The 15,570-nt window shown below is 68.8% G+C and carries 12 protein-coding genes; 8 read left to right on the forward strand and 4 right to left on the reverse strand.

The features are described 5' to 3' along the window. A partial coding sequence (locus D9599_RS24100; protein WP_375373068.1) for an MFS transporter occupies window positions 1-547 on the reverse strand: 547 nt, incomplete at its 3' end. A 94-nt stretch (window positions 548-641) separates the two neighbouring features. Between D9599_RS24100 and D9599_RS24105 the strand changes: the two genes are divergently transcribed. The 7 genes from D9599_RS24105 to D9599_RS24135 all read left to right on the forward strand — a co-directional run bounded on the left by D9599_RS24105 (window position 642) and on the right by D9599_RS24135 (window position 7,729). Then, window positions 642-1,523, forward strand: a complete 882-nt coding sequence (locus D9599_RS24105; protein WP_198383891.1) for a LysR family transcriptional regulator — start codon at window positions 642-644, stop codon at window positions 1,521-1,523. Between the two features lie 286 nt (window positions 1,524-1,809). Then, window positions 1,810-3,120 carry an ABC transporter substrate-binding protein gene (locus D9599_RS24110; RefSeq protein ID WP_198383850.1) on the forward strand — a complete coding sequence of 437 codons (1,311 nt, stop codon included), beginning with the start codon at window positions 1,810-1,812 and terminating at the stop codon, window positions 3,118-3,120. 10 nt (window positions 3,121-3,130) lie between these two features. Next, window positions 3,131-4,102, forward strand: a complete 972-nt coding sequence (locus D9599_RS24115) for a carbohydrate ABC transporter permease (RefSeq protein WP_198383851.1) — start codon at window positions 3,131-3,133, stop codon at window positions 4,100-4,102. Between the two features lie 2 nt (window positions 4,103-4,104). Next, window positions 4,105-4,968, forward strand: coding sequence for a carbohydrate ABC transporter permease (locus D9599_RS32340; protein ID WP_198383852.1), 864 nt, complete (start codon window positions 4,105-4,107; stop codon window positions 4,966-4,968). Between the two features lie 9 nt (window positions 4,969-4,977). After that, window positions 4,978-6,090: an ABC transporter ATP-binding protein gene (locus tag D9599_RS24125; RefSeq protein ID WP_198383853.1), complete on the forward strand. Its 1,113-nt coding sequence runs from the start codon at window positions 4,978-4,980 to the stop codon at window positions 6,088-6,090. Continuing rightward, a complete protein-coding gene (locus D9599_RS32345; protein ID WP_198383854.1) occupies window positions 6,090-7,079 on the forward strand; it encodes a Gfo/Idh/MocA family protein in 990 nt (329 codons plus the stop codon). Before D9599_RS24125 ends, D9599_RS32345 begins: the two co-directional genes overlap by 1 nt. Then, on the forward strand, window positions 7,076-7,729 hold the full coding sequence (locus tag D9599_RS24135; RefSeq protein ID WP_198383855.1) for a GntR family transcriptional regulator: 654 nt from the start codon (window positions 7,076-7,078) through the stop codon (window positions 7,727-7,729). The genes D9599_RS32345 and D9599_RS24135 overlap by 4 nt, the downstream gene beginning before the upstream one ends. 232 nt (window positions 7,730-7,961) lie before the next feature. On the opposite strand, the gene D9599_RS24140 is transcribed toward D9599_RS24135, so the two are convergent. After that, complete coding sequence (locus D9599_RS24140; protein WP_198383856.1) at window positions 7,962-8,720, reverse strand: SDR family oxidoreductase; 759 nt, start codon at window positions 8,718-8,720, stop codon at window positions 7,962-7,964. A gap of 252 nt (window positions 8,721-8,972) precedes the next feature. Between D9599_RS24140 and D9599_RS24145 the strand changes: the two genes are divergently transcribed. After that, entirely contained in the window at window positions 8,973-11,756 is a 2,784-nt protein-coding gene (locus tag D9599_RS24145) for a winged helix-turn-helix domain-containing protein (protein ID WP_198383857.1), read from the forward strand. Here D9599_RS24145 and D9599_RS24150 read toward each other — a convergent pair. Together D9599_RS24150 and D9599_RS24155 are read right to left on the reverse strand one after the other, a co-directional pair. Beyond that, on the reverse strand, window positions 11,753-12,727 hold the full coding sequence (locus tag D9599_RS24150; protein ID WP_198383858.1) for a tripartite tricarboxylate transporter substrate binding protein: 975 nt from the start codon (window positions 12,725-12,727) through the stop codon (window positions 11,753-11,755). The two genes, D9599_RS24145 and D9599_RS24150, sit on opposite strands and share 4 nt — an antisense overlap. Beyond that, a complete protein-coding gene (locus tag D9599_RS24155) occupies window positions 12,724-15,525 on the reverse strand; it encodes a winged helix-turn-helix domain-containing protein (RefSeq protein ID WP_198383859.1) in 2,802 nt (933 codons plus the stop codon). Before D9599_RS24155 ends, D9599_RS24150 begins: the two co-directional genes overlap by 4 nt. Window positions 15,526-15,570: the final 45 nt, after the last annotated feature.

A 15,570-nucleotide genomic window follows, 5' to 3' on the forward strand; every position in this document is an offset into this window, starting at 1 on the left:
AGATGCCCGTGAGGACGCCGCCGGTGACGATACCCACCGTCGCACCACGCCGTGCGGGCGGGGCGAGATGGGCGGCAAATGGCACGATCTGCTGCGCCACCGTGGCGGTCATTCCCACGACAAGGGAGGCGAGAACGAGGATCGGTGCGCTGGGCGCCAGCGCGGCCAGCGCGAGCGCGGCGGCGAGGACAACGAACTGACTGACGATCAGCCGCTTCTGGTCGAGCAGGTCGCCCAGCGGCAGCAGCAGGAAAAGGCTCGCGGCATAGCCAAGCTGCGTGGCTGTCGGGATCAGCGCGGTAGCACCCGAGCCCGCGAAATCCTGCCCGATGATCCCGAGCATGGGCTGGTTGTAGTAGATGTTGGCGACGGCAATCCCCGCCGCGCCGGCCATGGCAAAGGTCAGGCCGGAGCCGAGCGCCGGAGGAAGCTCGCTGCCGTCCTCCAGCCCCTTGCCGTGGTCCGGCGCGTGCGCCGCCGCGGGCGCGGCAGATAGCGCCGGGCGGGTAGACAGGGGAGACGGTTGCTGGAGGGCAGCGTCCAACATGGACCTTATCCTAAATGCGAGGTCGGCTATTTCGGCCCATAACGCCCTCGGCTGTAGATCATCATTCTGATCGGGCAGTATAACACGGGTGGATATGATCAACCTCTCGAACCTGGCCGTGCCGGTGGAGGCGGTTCAGGCAGGCAGCCTTGCAGCCGCGGCCCGACGCCTGCGGATCACGCCTATGCTCGCCTCTCGTCGTCTGGCCGAGCTGGAGGAGGAGGTCGGGGCACGGCTGATGCACCGAACGACGCGTTCGCTGTCCCTCACCGTGGAGGGTGAGGCCTTCCTGCCTCATGCCCGCGCATTGCTGGAGGAGGAGGCGATGGCCCGCGCCTCGGTCCGCCCGCTATCGGCCGGGGCGACAGGGACGCTGCGGGTGACGGCCTCGGTGCCCTTCGGCCGGAAGGTCGTGGCGCCCCTGGTCGCCACCTTCCTGCGGGATCATCCGGGCCTGCAGGTGGACCTGCTGCTGAACGACGGGATCGTGGATATCGTGGCGCAGGGACTGGATCTCGCCATCCGGATCGCCTCACTGCGCGAAAACGCGCTCGTCGCGCGGCGGCTGGCTGACAATCCGCGCGGGCTCTACGCCGCGCCATCCTATCTCGCGGAGCACGGCGTGCCGGAGATGCCTGCGGATCTCGCCCGCCATCGCTGCCTTGCCCTTACAGGAGTGAGTCACTGGAGCTTCCTGCAGGGCGGTAAGACCCTGCGTCAGCGCATCTCGGGGCCCTTCACCGCCAGTTCCGTGGAGGCGCTGCACCAGGCATGCCTGGGTGGGCTCGGCGTAACCATGCTGTCGGCCTGGGACGTTCAGGAGGAGGTCTCGGCCGGCCATCTGCTGCCGATCCGGATGGGCGCCTGGGAACCCGAGAGGCTGGCGATATGGGCGGTCTACCCGAGCGCGCGGTTGGTGCCGCCGAAGGTGCGCCTGTTCATCGCCGCGCTCGAGGAGCGGCTCCGGCAGAGCTGAAGCGGCAGGTAGACCTGTTCCGTGGCAGCCAGCCCCAGCGGTGAAATGCCCTTAGGGAGCGAGGCCGACTTGAGGCCGCTATTCCCGCGCTGAACGAGGCCCTGCGGGTGCCGGAGCAACGCCCGGCAGGGCGTGCAAATTATCAATGATCGAGCCCGTACCTGTTCAACTGCCCTCCGAGGAGGCGCCATTTTCGCGCGGTCTTCCGGCTGCGCAGGCATTAATGTTGACAATCTGCGTGGCCGCCTGCTCCCCTGCCGTCAACAAGCGTACAAGGGAACAGGAAATGTCTCGAAGCTCGTTCGGTTGGCTGCGCGCGGGCGCCGCCGCCCTGGGCCTCTTCGCCGCTGCGCCGGCAGCCATGGCCCAGCCGACCGCCGCCAGCCCACAGACTGTCACCATGTGGAGCCACTGGCCGGACGAAGCTTCCAAGCGCAACTACGTTGAGGGCCGCGTCCGCGCCTTCGAGGCATCGAACCCCCAGTGCCGGATTCGGCTGAGCTTCATCCAGAAAGCGGACATCTACACGTCAGCCCGTGCCGCCGTACGCACCGGCCAGGCGCCTGACATCTTCTGGCTTGAGCCGGACGAGATCGCCTTCGCGCGGAACGGCTTTCTGGAGCCGCTCGACAAATACGTCGATCTGAACGGTTTGGAGGACTGGGCCCGCACCTCCTGGTCGCATAACGGCCGCGTCTACGGCCTCCCGCTCGAAGCCTATACGGTCGAACTCTACTACAATCGCGACCGTGTCCGCGCACTTGGCGTGGAGGTTCCGGCCAGTGGTCAGCTAAACCAGGCGCAGTTCACCGATCTCGTCCGCCGCGGCGTCGCGGCCGGCATCACGCCGCTCGCCCAGGGCGTCGCGGACCGGCCCTTTCCCGGCGCCTACTTCCTAGAGGAGGTGCTGCTCCGCCGCCTCGGCCCCGACGACTACCGCAAGCTCCTGACCGGCCATCTGCCTTTCCGTGATCCGCGCGTGATGGCCGCGATGACCTGGGTGCGCGAGCTCGTGGACATCGGCGCCTATCCCCGGAGCATGGCGACGCTCAAGCTCGGCGAATCCCATTACTACTTCCACACCAACCCGGGCGCGCTGATGTTCCCGATCGCCAGCTGGTACACCGGCCGCGCCTTCGTCCCGCCGGAGAGCGGCGGCCAGCCTCCCGGCTTCCCGCTTGGCCTGATGCAGTACCCCGTCATGGACAACAGTGACTGCCCGGAATGCAAGACGCTCGCCGTCGGCGGTAGCTACGTCATGTACTCGCGCAGCCGGAACAAGGAATGCGCCGGCGCCCTGTTGAACTCTTTTGTTAACATTGAGAGCGGCAACCAGTGGATGGAGAGCGTCCTCCTCCAGACGGGCATCCGTACCGATCCCAGCCGCATCTCGGGTATTAACGCGCCCTATTTCCGTGAGCTGCAGCAGCGTTCCGAAGGCGCGCGCTTCTTCATCGGCACGCCCCTGCAGTACATGACCGGCCGCTGCGCCGATACCTTCCAGCAGGTGCTGAACCGCGCGCTGCCCGGCGGGCAGATCTCGCCGCAGGACGCGGCGGCGCAGATGGACGCGGCCTGCGCCGCGGCGCCGCAGTAAGGGGCGCCGCGTGCCCGCACAGGCCGAGACCGCGCGCATCGCAGCACCCGCCACGCCGCGCCGGTGGTGGCCCGCATCACGGCAGGGGGGGCGCGATCCCGGCGCCCCCTCCTGGCTTACCCTCATGGTCTTCCTTGCGCCGGCGCTGGTGCTCTACGCGGGGCTGACCGCCTATCCCGTTGTCCGCACCTTCGCCGACTCTCTGTACGACCTGGAGAACATGGACGCGCCGCGCTTCATCGGCCTTGCCCACTTCGTCCAGATCTGGTCCGATGAGACCTTTCTCCGCGCAATCCGCAACACCCTCGTCTGGTCCTTCATCGCGCCGTTCCTTGATGTCGCGACTGGGCTGCTGCTGGCCCTCTGCCTCTATGCCGGCGTGCCCTTCGCCCGCTTCCTCCGCATCGCCTGGTTCACGCCCGTTCTCCTCTCCTACGTCGTTGTCTCGATCCTATGGCTCTGGATCTACAACTACGACTGGGGCGCGCTGAACCTTGCCCTGCGCGCGATGGGCCTCGACGGATGGGCCCGTGCGTGGCTCGGTGAATCGAACACCGCGCTCGCGGCCCTGATGGTCACCCATGCCTGGAAATGGGCCGGCTTCAACATGGTGGTCTGCCTCGCCGCCCTGCACGCGCTTCCTTCCGAGGTGCTGGAAGCCGCCGAGCTGGACCACTGCGGCTGGGCTGCCAAGCTGCGCCACATTATCATTCCGCTGATGCGGCCGACGCTGCTCAACCTCTACATCCTCGCCTTCATCGGCAAGATGAAGGTCTTCGACCTCGTCTGGATCATGACGCAGGGCGGCCCGATGTGGTCCACCGAGACCGTCTCCACTTATGTCTACAAACGCGCCTTTGCCTGGAACACCTTCGATCTCGGCTACCCCTCCGCCATTGCCGTCGTCTGGTTCGTCATCGTCTTGGCCGCCGCCGCCCTGCTGCACCTGGCCTTTCGGCAGCGCGAAAAGCTGGAGTACTGAGCGTGTCGGACATCTCCATAAAAGGGCAGGGATGGGGCGACCGGCTGACGGCGGTTCTCCGCCGCGGCCCGTTGCTCGCCGTACTCGTGCTCTACACCCTCTACACCACGCTGCCCTTCCTCTGGGTTGGCGCCATGTCTCTCCGCACGACCGCCGAGATCAGCGCCGACCACTACGGCCTGCCCTCTCCCGCGCACTGGGGTAAGTTCCGGGCGGCCTGGGTGGACAGCAACTTCGCCGGCTACTTCTGGAACAGCACCGTCGTCGTCGTTACGGCAGTCGTGATCGTAACGGTCCTGGGGGCCATGGCAGCCCATGCGCTGGCCCGCTACAAGTTCCCCGGCAACCGCCTGCTCTACTTCATCCTCTTCTCCTCGATCATCTTCCCGCCGCAGATCGTCCTGCTCTCGCTGTTCCAGATCCTTGTGAACTACGACCTCTACAACACGCGCATCGGCCTCATCCTCGTCTATGTCTCGCTCCAGCTGCCGCTCACTGTTTTCATCCTCGAGGCCTTCTTCGCCCGCATTCCACAGGACCTGTTCGAGGCGGCGCGCATCGACGGCTATACCGATCTTCAGATCTTCCTCCGCATCGTGGTTCCCGTGGGCATGCCCGCGATCGTCACCACGGTCATCCTTAACTTCGTCCATCTCTGGAATGAGTATCTCTTCGCCGTCGTGCTCGTCAGCGACGAGGAGCTCCGGACCCTGCCTGTCGGCATCCAGCGCTTCATGGGCGACTACTTCCAAGACATCGGCATGATCGCGACGGGCATGATGATCGCCGTCATCCCGGTGATCGTCGTCTACGCCTTCTTCTCCGAAAAGCTGATCCAGGGAATGACGGCAGGCGCCGTCAAGTAAGGGAACCACATGGCAACCGTCCAGCTCCAGGATGTCTGCAAACGCTACGGCGGCGCGGGGGGCCTTACCGCCGTTCAGGATGTCAGCCTCACCGTCGCCGATGGGGAGTTCATGGTGCTGCTCGGTCCGTCCGGCTGCGGCAAGTCCACCACGCTGCGCATGATCGCGGGGCTGGAAAGCATTAGCGACGGCCGCCTGGCGATCGATGGTCGCGCGATGAACACGGTGCCCGCGAAGGACCGCGACATCGCCATGGTGTTCCAGTCCTACGCGCTCTATCCGCACATGACGGTCGCCGATAACCTCTCCTTCGGCCTCAAGCGCCGCGGCACCCCGCGCGCCGAGATCGAGCGCCGCGTGACGGCTACGGCCGCGATGCTCGGCCTCACCGAATACCTCGCCCGTCGGCCCGCCGCCCTTTCCGGCGGACAGCGTCAGCGGGTCGCCCTCGGCCGCGCCATCGTCCGGGAGCCGAAGGTGTTCCTCTTCGACGAACCCCTCTCCAATCTCGACGCCGCGCTCCGCGTCGCCACCCGCAACGAGTTGACGCGCCTGCACCGCCGCCTCGGCGCCACCATGATCTACGTCACCCATGACCAGGTGGAGGCGATGACCATGGGTAGCCGCATCTGCGTCATGAACCGCGGGCGCATTGCCCAAGTGGGCGCCCCACTCGACGTCTATCGCAACCCCGCCGATACCTTCGTCGCCCGGTTCCTCGGCAGCCCGCCGATGAACCTCCTGCCCGCTCGCCTCCGCCGCGCCGCGGCTGGCACCGTTGCCCTGGTTGCAGGTGCCGAGATCCCACTGACTCGCTGGTCCGACGCCGCTCTCGCCGGCATCGCGGAGGCAAGCTTCGGCATACGCCCGGAAGACATGGTCCTGCTTCCCTCCGATGCCGGGCCGCAGCCCTTCATCAGCGGCACGGTTGCCAGCGTCGAGCCGCTCGGTGCCGAGACCCTTCTCTTGGTGGACACGGAGGGCGGGGAGACCACCGCCCGGCTGCACCGCGACACGGCCGCGTGCCCAGGAGACGCGGTCCGCCTCGGAATTCCCACCGCAGCCGCTTATCTCTTCGGCTCCGATGGCCGCGCCATCGCTGCCGACCGGGCCGTGAACTAGTGCTTCGCATCGGCCTCGCTGGCGCCGGCATGGTCAGCCGGCACCACCTCATCGCCTGGCGCGCGCAATCCCACCGCGCCCAGGTCGTCGCGATCGCCGATCCGAGTGACGCCGCCGCTGCGACGCGCGCGGAGGAGTTCGGCATCCCACGCCGCTATCCCGACACCGCCGCCATGCTTGAGGCGGAAGGGCTTGATGCACTCGACATCGCTTCCCCTCGCGAAACCCATGTCGCGATCGTGGAGGCCGCCACCGGCCGCGGCATTCCGACGCTTTGCCAGAAGCCCCTTGCGCCGAGCCTGGCCGAGGCCGAGTCGCTTGTCGCGCGGGTCGCCGGCCGCGCCAGGCTCATGGTCCACGAGAACTGGCGGTTCCGTCCTTATTATCGTGACATGCGCGCCTGGATTGCCGAGGGCCGCATCGGCACCCCGCGCCAGGCGCTCGCGACACTCCTGACCGCCGGCATGCTCCCCAGCCTGGACGGCGCCCGTCCTGCGCTAACCCGCCAACCCTTCATGCGCGACCTCGACCGCATGCTGGTGGCGGAGGTTCTGATCCATCACCTGGATACCCTCCGCTTCCTCCTCGGTCCGCTCGTCGTCGAAGCGGCGACGCTTGGCCGCACCTGCCCGGAACTGCGCGGAGAGGACCGGGCGACGATCGCCATGACAGGGCCGGACAGCCTCGCTGCTGTCCTCATCGGCAACATGTCCGTTGCCGGCGTGGCTCCCACCCAGACCGACGATGTCACCATCATCGGCGACAAGGGAACGATGCGGCTTGCGGGCGACCTGATGACGTGGAACGGGGAAGGGCAGGACGAGCGCCGCTACGATCTCGCGGCCTGCTACCAGGGTTCCTACGACGCGGTCATCGCCCACTTCTTGGACCGGCTGGCGGACGGCGCGCCGTTCGAAACCTCCCCAGCCGACAACCTCGAGACGCTGCGCCTGGTGGAGGACTGCTACGCCCGGGCTACCCCGTCATGAGCTCGCCGGAACCCGAGATCGTCCAGGCCTTGCAGGAGGAGATCATCTTCGGCCGCTTGCAGCCAGGCACCCGCTTGGTTGAAGACGCACTCCTCGCCCGCTTCGGCGCTTCCCGGCACTATGTCCGACAAGCGCTGGACCGCCTCGAACGCCTCGGCCTGGCTGTCGGCGAGCGCAACAAGGGCTTCACCGTCCGCTCCCTCTCGCCGGTCGAGGTCGAGCAGATCTATGAGGTCCGGGAGCTTGTGCAGCGCCAAGCCGCGCTTCGCATCCCACTTCCGGCAGCACCCGCATTGATCGACGCGCTGAACGCCATCAACGCCGAACTGGCCGGCTACATGGAAACGCGTGACCTTCGCGGCGTGCACGACGCCAACGACCGCTTCCATCTCCGGCTCTTCGGCGCCTGCGGGAACGATTATCTCCTGGCCACCGTGCAGCATTACATGCGCCTCAGCCTGCCCGTCCGGGCGAAGACGCTTGCGGATGCGGACTCCCTCCGCGTCTCGCACGGACAGCACCAGCTCATGATCGAGATGCTTCAGGGACGAGATAACTGGGTTCTCGCCCAGCTCTGCGTCGATCACCTTCAGCCCAGCAAGAACGAGTACTTCATCCGCGCCAGGCTCCGCGACACGCACGCGGCCTAATCGCGGATACAGGGCAGGTCGGGCGATACCTAGCGCCGCTCGTGGTATCCGGTCTGTTCCATCGCGCTCGCACGGGAACCTTCCGGGTGTACGGCACGAGAAGCACGCCCGAATGGGACAGTGAGGATCGGGGGGCTCGGCGCCCGTGTTTCGCCGCTCGCCCGGCTGACAAGGTGACAAGGCCGGCACCGATCCCGTTCCAGAGCGTGCCGGCCGGCGCCTGGGCTCCTGGTCAGGCCGGCATGGGCCGCGCGATCAGGGCGGCGTTGAAGTCGTGGACGAGCTTGTGCTCACCGGCCCCGGGATTGTCTCGGATGGCGCGAACCGCTTCCACGACCACCTCCTCGTTGTCGCTGGCCAGCTTCTGCATCGTTTCCGCGATGAAGGCGTCGAGCGGCATGGCCCGCGGGTCGTTGGTCTTCCCGATCAGGTCAGTGTCGACCCAGGGCGGCGCAATCTCCTGAACCGTCACCGAGCTGTTCCGGAGCATGAAGCGCTGGGAGAGGGTGTAGCTGTGCAGCGCGGCCTTGCTGGCCGAGTAGACTGCACTCCCTGCCAGCGGCAGATAGGCGAGGATGGAAGTATTGTTGACGATGGTGGCGCGCGGCTGACGCTTCAGGTGCTCGATCAGCGCCGAGGTCATGCGGATGGGGCCGAGCAGATTTGTCTCCAGAACAGCACGGCTTGCGGCGTCGTCCACCGGGCGCGATGCGTCGTCGAAGGGCTTGATGCCGGCGTTGTTGATCAGCACGTTCAGCAAGGGGAACTCGGCAATCAGCCTGCCTGCGACGGCCTGGATGCTGTCGGGATCGGTGATGTCCAGTTCCATCCCCGCCATGCCGGGGTTGGCCTCGGTCACCTGCTGCAGCAAGGGCAGGCGGCGGCCGGCAATGATCACCTTGTTGCCCAGGCGGTGAAACGCCTCGGCGAGGCCTCGGCCGATGCCGGAGGTCGCCCCGGTGATGAAGATCGTATTGCCCGTCATCCGCATGGCAGTTCTCCTTGGTAGGGCTTGGGTCAGACAGCCAGACCGGCGCGATATCGTTTGGCGGAACCGGCATGCGACAGGTTGGGCAGCGTGGCTTGGCGCATTGTCGCGCGGGCTTGCCGCTCCAGACAGCGGGCACAGCGCTGCCATGCTTCTTTCGCTACGCCCTCTCCTGCGTGGAAGAGCACGGCGGGCACGACTAATCTGCTGGCCGTGCTCGAGCGAAAAATGCAGCGGAGTGGATCCTTCTTGACGGTGGCAGACGAGCCCCTCGCCTTCGGCGACTTCCTGTTCCACCACTCCTCCCGAACCCTGATGCTGAAGGGTGCGCCGGTGACGCTGGGCGGGCCCGCGCGGAGCCTCCTTGCGGCCCTGCTCGCGAAGCCCGGAGAGGTGGTGAGCGCGGCCGCGCTGATGGAAAGCGCCTGGCCGGGCAGCGCGCGCGCGGAAGGAAACCTGCGCGTGCAGATCACGGCGCTGCGGAAGGCCCTGGCGGCGGTGCCGGAGGCTCAGGGAGCAATCCTTAATATTCCGGGTCGCGGCTACCAGTTCGCCCTGCCGGTGCGCCGCCTGTCGGCCGCGTCGGTGGTGGGCCCGCCGGACGAGGAGGCCGGCCGGTCCCCCTCCCTGCTCACGCGACTCATCGGGCGGGAACGGGAGATTGTGTTGCTGGCCGAGCGGCTGGAGGACCAGCGGCTTGTGACGCTGGCGGGCGCCGGGGGTATCGGCAAAACGAGCCTCGCCCTGGCCGCCTCGCGCGAATGGGCCAGCCCAGGCCGGCGCCTTCGCTTCCTGGACCTCACCGCGATCTCCGATCCGGGACTACTGCCGGCCGCGACGGCAGGTGCGCTGGGCCTCGGTACGCCCGGCCTGGACCCGGTTGAGGAGCTCGGCTCCGCGCTGAGGGGCGAGACAATGTTGATCTTCGACGGCGCAGAGCATCTCGCCGATGCGACCGCGCAGCTTGCCGAGCGGCTGTTGAAGCGGAACCTTGCCCTCCGCCTGCTGGTGACGAGCCGCGAGCCGCTGGGCGCGCCGGGCGAGTGGCTGCACCGGCTCGCACCTCTGGCGGTGCCGCCGGAGACGGAGGTGGGCGGCGTGGTGGAGGTACTGGCCTATCCGGCCGCCCAGCTCTTCGTAGAGCGCGCCGCGGCCCGTCTGGGCACCTTCCGCCCCAGGGATGCCGATGCCGCCGCCCTTGCGCTGCTGTGCCGCCGCCTGGACGGCCTGCCCCTGGCCATCACGCTGACCGCCTCGCGCATTGATATGTTCGGCATCGCCGGTCTGGCGGCCGGCATGGCCGACCTGCTGGCAGCGCCCGGCCTCTCCCGCCGCTCCACGCCAGGGCGTCACCGGACGATGCGTGCGACGCTGGACTGGAGCTACGATGCCCTGCCGTCGGTGGACCAGTGCCTGCTGCGGCGGCTCTCCGTATTCCACGGCCCGTTCTCCGTCCTCTCCGCCCGGACCATCGCGGGCGAGGGCATGCCGGCGGACGCCGAGCGCGCGCTGATGCGGCTGGAGACGAAGTCGCTGCTCCATCGCGTGGAGGAGGTGGAGGCGGACGGAAGGCAGCTGCGGCGCCTCCTCGCGACGACCCGCGCCTATGCCGCCGAGAAGCTGGCCGCCAGTGGAGAGGCTCCGGCAGTGCAACGGCGGCACGCCCTGCACATGCTGGAGAGGGTGCAGGCCGCCGAGACGGCGCGGGGCGGGGCCGCACCCGCGGCCTGGCGCGCGGCCCATGTCGTGCTGGCCGATGACCTCCGCGCCGCCGTCGACTGGGCCTTCGGGCCGGAGGGCGAAATGGAGATCGGCCTCCGCCTGCTCGCCCGATCCAGCGCGCTGTGGCTCGGACTGAACCTTGCGGCGGAGTACCGCCACCGCCTGGACCTAGCCCTCTCGCGCCTGGCCGCAACCGGCGCGGCCGAGACCAGGGCGGCGCTGCGGCTCCACATCGCCGCGGGCATGGCGGCCCTGCACAACACGGGCGAGGTCGCGCTGATGGCGGAGCCGCTGCGCCGGGCCATCGAGATCGCCGGCCGCATCGGCGATGCGGCTGCGGCGATCCCGGCCATCGGCGGGCATTGGATGGCCTGCATCATGGCCGGGGATGCCCTTGGCGCGGAGCGCGTAGCGGCGGAGCTGCAGGCGCGCATCCCACCCGATGCGCCGCCGCATTCCCCAATGCGCCTGGCACATCACCGGATGGCCGGGCTGACGATGCACTACCTCGGCAATCAGCAGGAGGCGCGCTGGCATGCCAGCATCGCCCTGCGCCACCTTCCGGCGAGGACCGATACCAGCCCCTTCGGCCTGATGATCGACCATGCCACCGCGGTGCACGTGCTGCAGGCGCGGCTGCTCTGGCTGGACGGACAGTTTGAGAGCGCCCGGCAGGCGGCGGAAACCTCCCTCGTGGCCGCGATGGCGGCGGATGCGGCGCTCTCGCTCTGCTATGCGCTGACTCAGGCGGGCATTCCCATCGCCGTCTGGACTGGCGACCCGGCCGCGCCCGCCCTGGTGGAGCGGCTGGCCGCCACCTCCCTGCGCCACCGCCTGCTTCACTGGAGCGGCTGGGCCCGTTGCTTCGGGAGCGTTCTCGTCGAGTCAGGGGAACTGCCAAGCCTCCCGCGGGAGCTGGAGTTGACGCCTTATCACCTCGAGGTCATGGCCACGATGCACCCGGCCCTGGCAGATACCGCCACTATTGCTCGGGCCGAGGCAGGCCAAGCCGCCTGGTGCGCGCCGGAGCTTCTGCGCGCCAAGGCCGAGAACCTCCTTCGCCGCGCCGGCGCCGAAGTCGGTGCCGCGTGGGCCGCCGAGCGCGTGCTGCGGGAGGCCCTGGCCCTGGCGGAGCGGCAGGAGGTCCGTGTCTGGACGCTCCGCTGCGCCACGAGCCTTGCCCGGCTCTGGCGCAGGCAGGGCGAGCAGGGCAGGGCGGAGGACCTTCTCTCGCCGATTCTTGCCACCTTCGCCGAGGGCCGTGAAATGCCTGACCTGAGAGCGGCCCGTGCCGTGCTGGAGGCGGACAGCCCCTAGCCGGAGGTCAGCCCCAGCCTGCGGATGAAGGGGACCCAGGTTGCCGCCTCAGTCCTGATCCTCTCGCCGACCTGCTCCGGGCTTCCGCTCAGCGGCGTGATCTGGAGGTCCGCAAAACGGGCCTGCGTGGCAGGCGCTGCGATCGCGCGCCCGATGGCGGCGTTAAGCCGAGCCACGACATCGCCCGGCATACCCGCCGGCCCGACCACCGCGTACCACACGGGAACCAGCGGACAGTCGAGGCCGGCCTCGGCCAGCGTGGGCACGTCCGGCAGCGCAGGCAGCCGTGAGGCGGCGAGGAGCGCGACCGGCACCAGCTCCCCGGCGAGGACGGTCGGAAGGCCGCTGCTCACCGGGCCGGTCGCGAGGTTGATGGTTCCGGACATCAACTCCGGCAGAGGTGAGCGCGTCGGGAAGGGCACATGGGTCAGGCGAATGCCAGCGACGTCGCAAAGCATCTCCATCGCGAGGTGCGTCGAGTGGCCGTAGCCGCCGCTGGCGAAGGTCAGCGCCTCCGGCCGCGCGCGGGCCTTCTCCAGAAGATCCGCGACGGTCGCAATCCCGCTGCGCCGGCTCGCCACCAGTAGCATCGGCGAGTTAGCGACAAGGCCGACGGCACTGAAATCATGCAGCGGGTTGTAGGGCGGCCACGCATAGAGCGCGGGGTTGTAGGTGAGTACGGAGCCGCCGCCGAGCATCAGCACCGCCCCGTCCGGCTGCTGCTGCTTCAGCGCGTTCACGGCGACGATGCCGTTGCCGCCGGGGCGCGGCTCCGCCACAACTGGCTGGCCGAGCTGCCGGCTCATCTCCTCGGCCAGGAGGCGGGCGACGAGATCGGGCTGGGTGCTCGGCGCTCCCGGCACGAGAAGCCGGATCGGCCGGTCGGTTCCCTGCGCCCCGGCGGCGCGGCCCATAGCCGCGGCCGCCATGCCAATGGCGGCGAAGGCCCGCCGCCCGGTCCCGTTGCTCACGCCATCCCCTTCTGCAACCTCATCCCGCGCTCCGCCCGCACCGTACCCGAGGAGAAGAGGCTGTGGGCCGCGACGAGGTCGGCCGTATCAAATCCTTCGGCGAAACGCGACAGCACCGTTTCCAGCGCGCCCAAGGCCCGCGACGCGCCTCGGCTGCGGCCTTCCAGCCGGATCCTGGTCATCGCGATCCGCAGCTGCCAAGCCAGCGCGCCCTGGTGCTCCGCGACCTCCTGCGCCCGGTGCAGCAGATCGGCGGCCCTGCCAGGATCGTCCGTCATCAGCCGTTCCGCTTCTAAGCGCAGCACCTCTGGCAGGCCCCAGAAGATCTCGCCGCGCTCGAATCGCGCGAAACCCTGAGGGGAGGCGTTACCGAGGCCGAGCGTCGCGATCAGCTCAATCTGGCCATTGTTCCAGCGATGCCCGCGCAGGAACTCCTCCTCGCCGCCGCAGACTTCCCCCAGCGCCACGGCCGCCGCACGGCGATAAGCCTCGCCGTAGCGCATCCAGTATGGCAGCGCGTTGCCCCGGGCGGTCGAAAGCATGAGGTCCGCCGCCTCGCGCGCCGCCTCCGGCGCGCCAGTCGCCAGGGTGACGAAGCACTGGCCGAGGTTGAGCGTGAACAGCAGCGAGAGGGCGTGGCCGCTCTTCAGTCCTTCGTCCAGGCTCCCCTGCGCCGCCGCCCGCGCCTGGTCGGCGAAGCCCTGGAGCCAGAGGACGCGCGAGAGGCCGCCGAGGATGGCGATGCGGTGCTCGAACTGGTAGCCGCCGAGGACATTGCCGCCCTGGGGCGGCGGGCGGTTCAGCGCCTGCTCGGCGAGCTCGCGGGCACGGCATAGGTCGCCCGTGTGGTGGAGCGACATGGCGGGCATGCGGTCGCGCACGTGCAACGGGTCTTCCTCAGGCGGCGTGCAGGCGCGGAACGCCTCGGCATAGCCCAGGCTTTCGGCATAGGCGCCGACGCCGAAGGCATGCAGCCACAGTCCCCAGAGGCTGCGGCGCTTGGCCGCTATGTCGCCGAGCCGCTCGGCCAGGAGGAGGGCTCGCGAGTAGACGTCGAACACCGCGGGCGTCGCGCCGTCCATGTTGTAGATCGCGCTGCCGAGGGTGAGCAGCAGGCTGAGCTCGGCGGCGTGGTTCAGTTCCGGTGCAGCAGCGAGCGCATCCATAGCCCGAGCGGCCTGCCGCCGCAGTTCGCCGGCCATGGAGATCTGCAGATAGAAGGGGCCCGCCGCGGCCGCCAGGGACAGGCCGAGGCCGGGGTCGCCCGCCGGCGAGAAGGCCCAGTCCAACGCCCCGCGGACGTCATCGAGCAGACGCCGGTTCGCGACCTGGCGCTGCTCCGCCGGAAGGGCGCTCGGCGCGGCCAGCTCAGCCAAGCGCGAGAGGACGCGGACGGCGTGGCGGCGCGAAAGTGCTGGCGCCAGCCCCCCGTCAGCCAGCTTGGCCCTCGCGTAATGCCGCATGGTGTCGAGCATGCGGTACCAGGGCTGGTCGTCGCTGAGATCGGCGGTGACGAGGGATTTGTCTATCAACTCCGCCAGGCTCGCGACCACCGCGGAAGCGCTGAGCCGCGGCCCGGCCACCGGCTCCTCCTCAGGGTCCGCGACCACGGCGAGCAGGCCGTCCAGCGAGAAGACGCCGCAAAAGATTCCTAGACGGTCCAGCAGGGCGCGCTCCGACGGGGGCAGCAGCCCGTAGCTCCAGTCCAGCGTTTCCCGCAGGGTGCGATGCCGGGCCTGGACGGGCTGCGATCCCTCCAGAGGGGTTGAGAGCGCCTCGCCGAGCTGCTCCATCAGCGAGGGAAGGGTGAGGCTACCCAGCCGGGCCGCAGCCAGCTCGATCGCGAGCGGAAGCCCGTCCAGTGCGTGGCAGAGCCGGGCGGCGAGCGGCGCCTCGGCCTCGCTTAGCCTATAGGGCGGGTCGTTGCTCGCCGCGCGCTCCGCGAGGAGACGCATGGCCGGGAACCGCATCGCGCCCGCCGCGTCCCGCTCCGCAAGCGCGGCAGGCGGCATGCCGAGCGGCTGCAGACGATAGAGATGCTCGCCCTCCGCGCGCAGCGCCTCCCGGCTGGTCGCCAGGATGCAGAGATCCGGCGCACCGGCCTGCAAGGCCTCCACGAGCGGTGCCGCGCTGTCCACGATGTGCTCGCAGTTGTCGAGGATGAGCAGCAGGGAGCGGTCACGCAGGGACGCCGCCAATTCCGTCGTCGATTCAGCATCGGAGAGGCGCAGGCCGAGAGTCGAGGCAACGCGGCCGGTGACCAGCGACGGGTCTTGCAGCGGAGAGAAATCGACGAAGACGACGCCGTGAGCGAAGCGGCGGGCAGCAGCCTGAGCCGCAACCAGTGCGAGGCTTGTCTTGCCGATGCCGCCAGGACCAATGACGGTCGTCAGCCGGTGCCGGGCCAGGCTCGTCGCGAGCTCGGTGATCGCGTCCTCGCGCCCGAGAAGCGTCGTGGTCGAGCTGGGCAGCCAGGCGCCGGCTTCTGCGCTTTCCCGCTGCACCGCCGCGGCCAGCGCGTATCCCTCGCCGGGGTGGTTAACAATGCCGTGGCCCTCTCCGAGCGCCTTGCGGAGGCCGGAGACATGGACGCGGATATTCGCGTCCTCCACGAAGATGCCTGGCCAGACCTTTGCCTTGATCTCGGCGTTGCCGACGATTTCCGGTGCGCGCTCCGCCATTAGGGCGAGGATGGCAAGGGCGCGCGCGCCCAGTGCCAGGGAGCGTCCGTTCTTTGTCAGGAGTTGCTGGGCAGGGTCGAGGCGGAAAGGCCCAAAGGCGAAGTTTTCTCGTGCCATGGTGCCGCGCCCCTCAAACCCCAGGGACGGAACGGCACCGCGGCC

This window comes from Roseomonas sp. KE2513, assembly GCF_016107305.1.
In the GTDB taxonomy this organism is placed as follows: Bacteria; Pseudomonadota; Alphaproteobacteria; order Acetobacterales; family Acetobacteraceae; genus Roseomonas.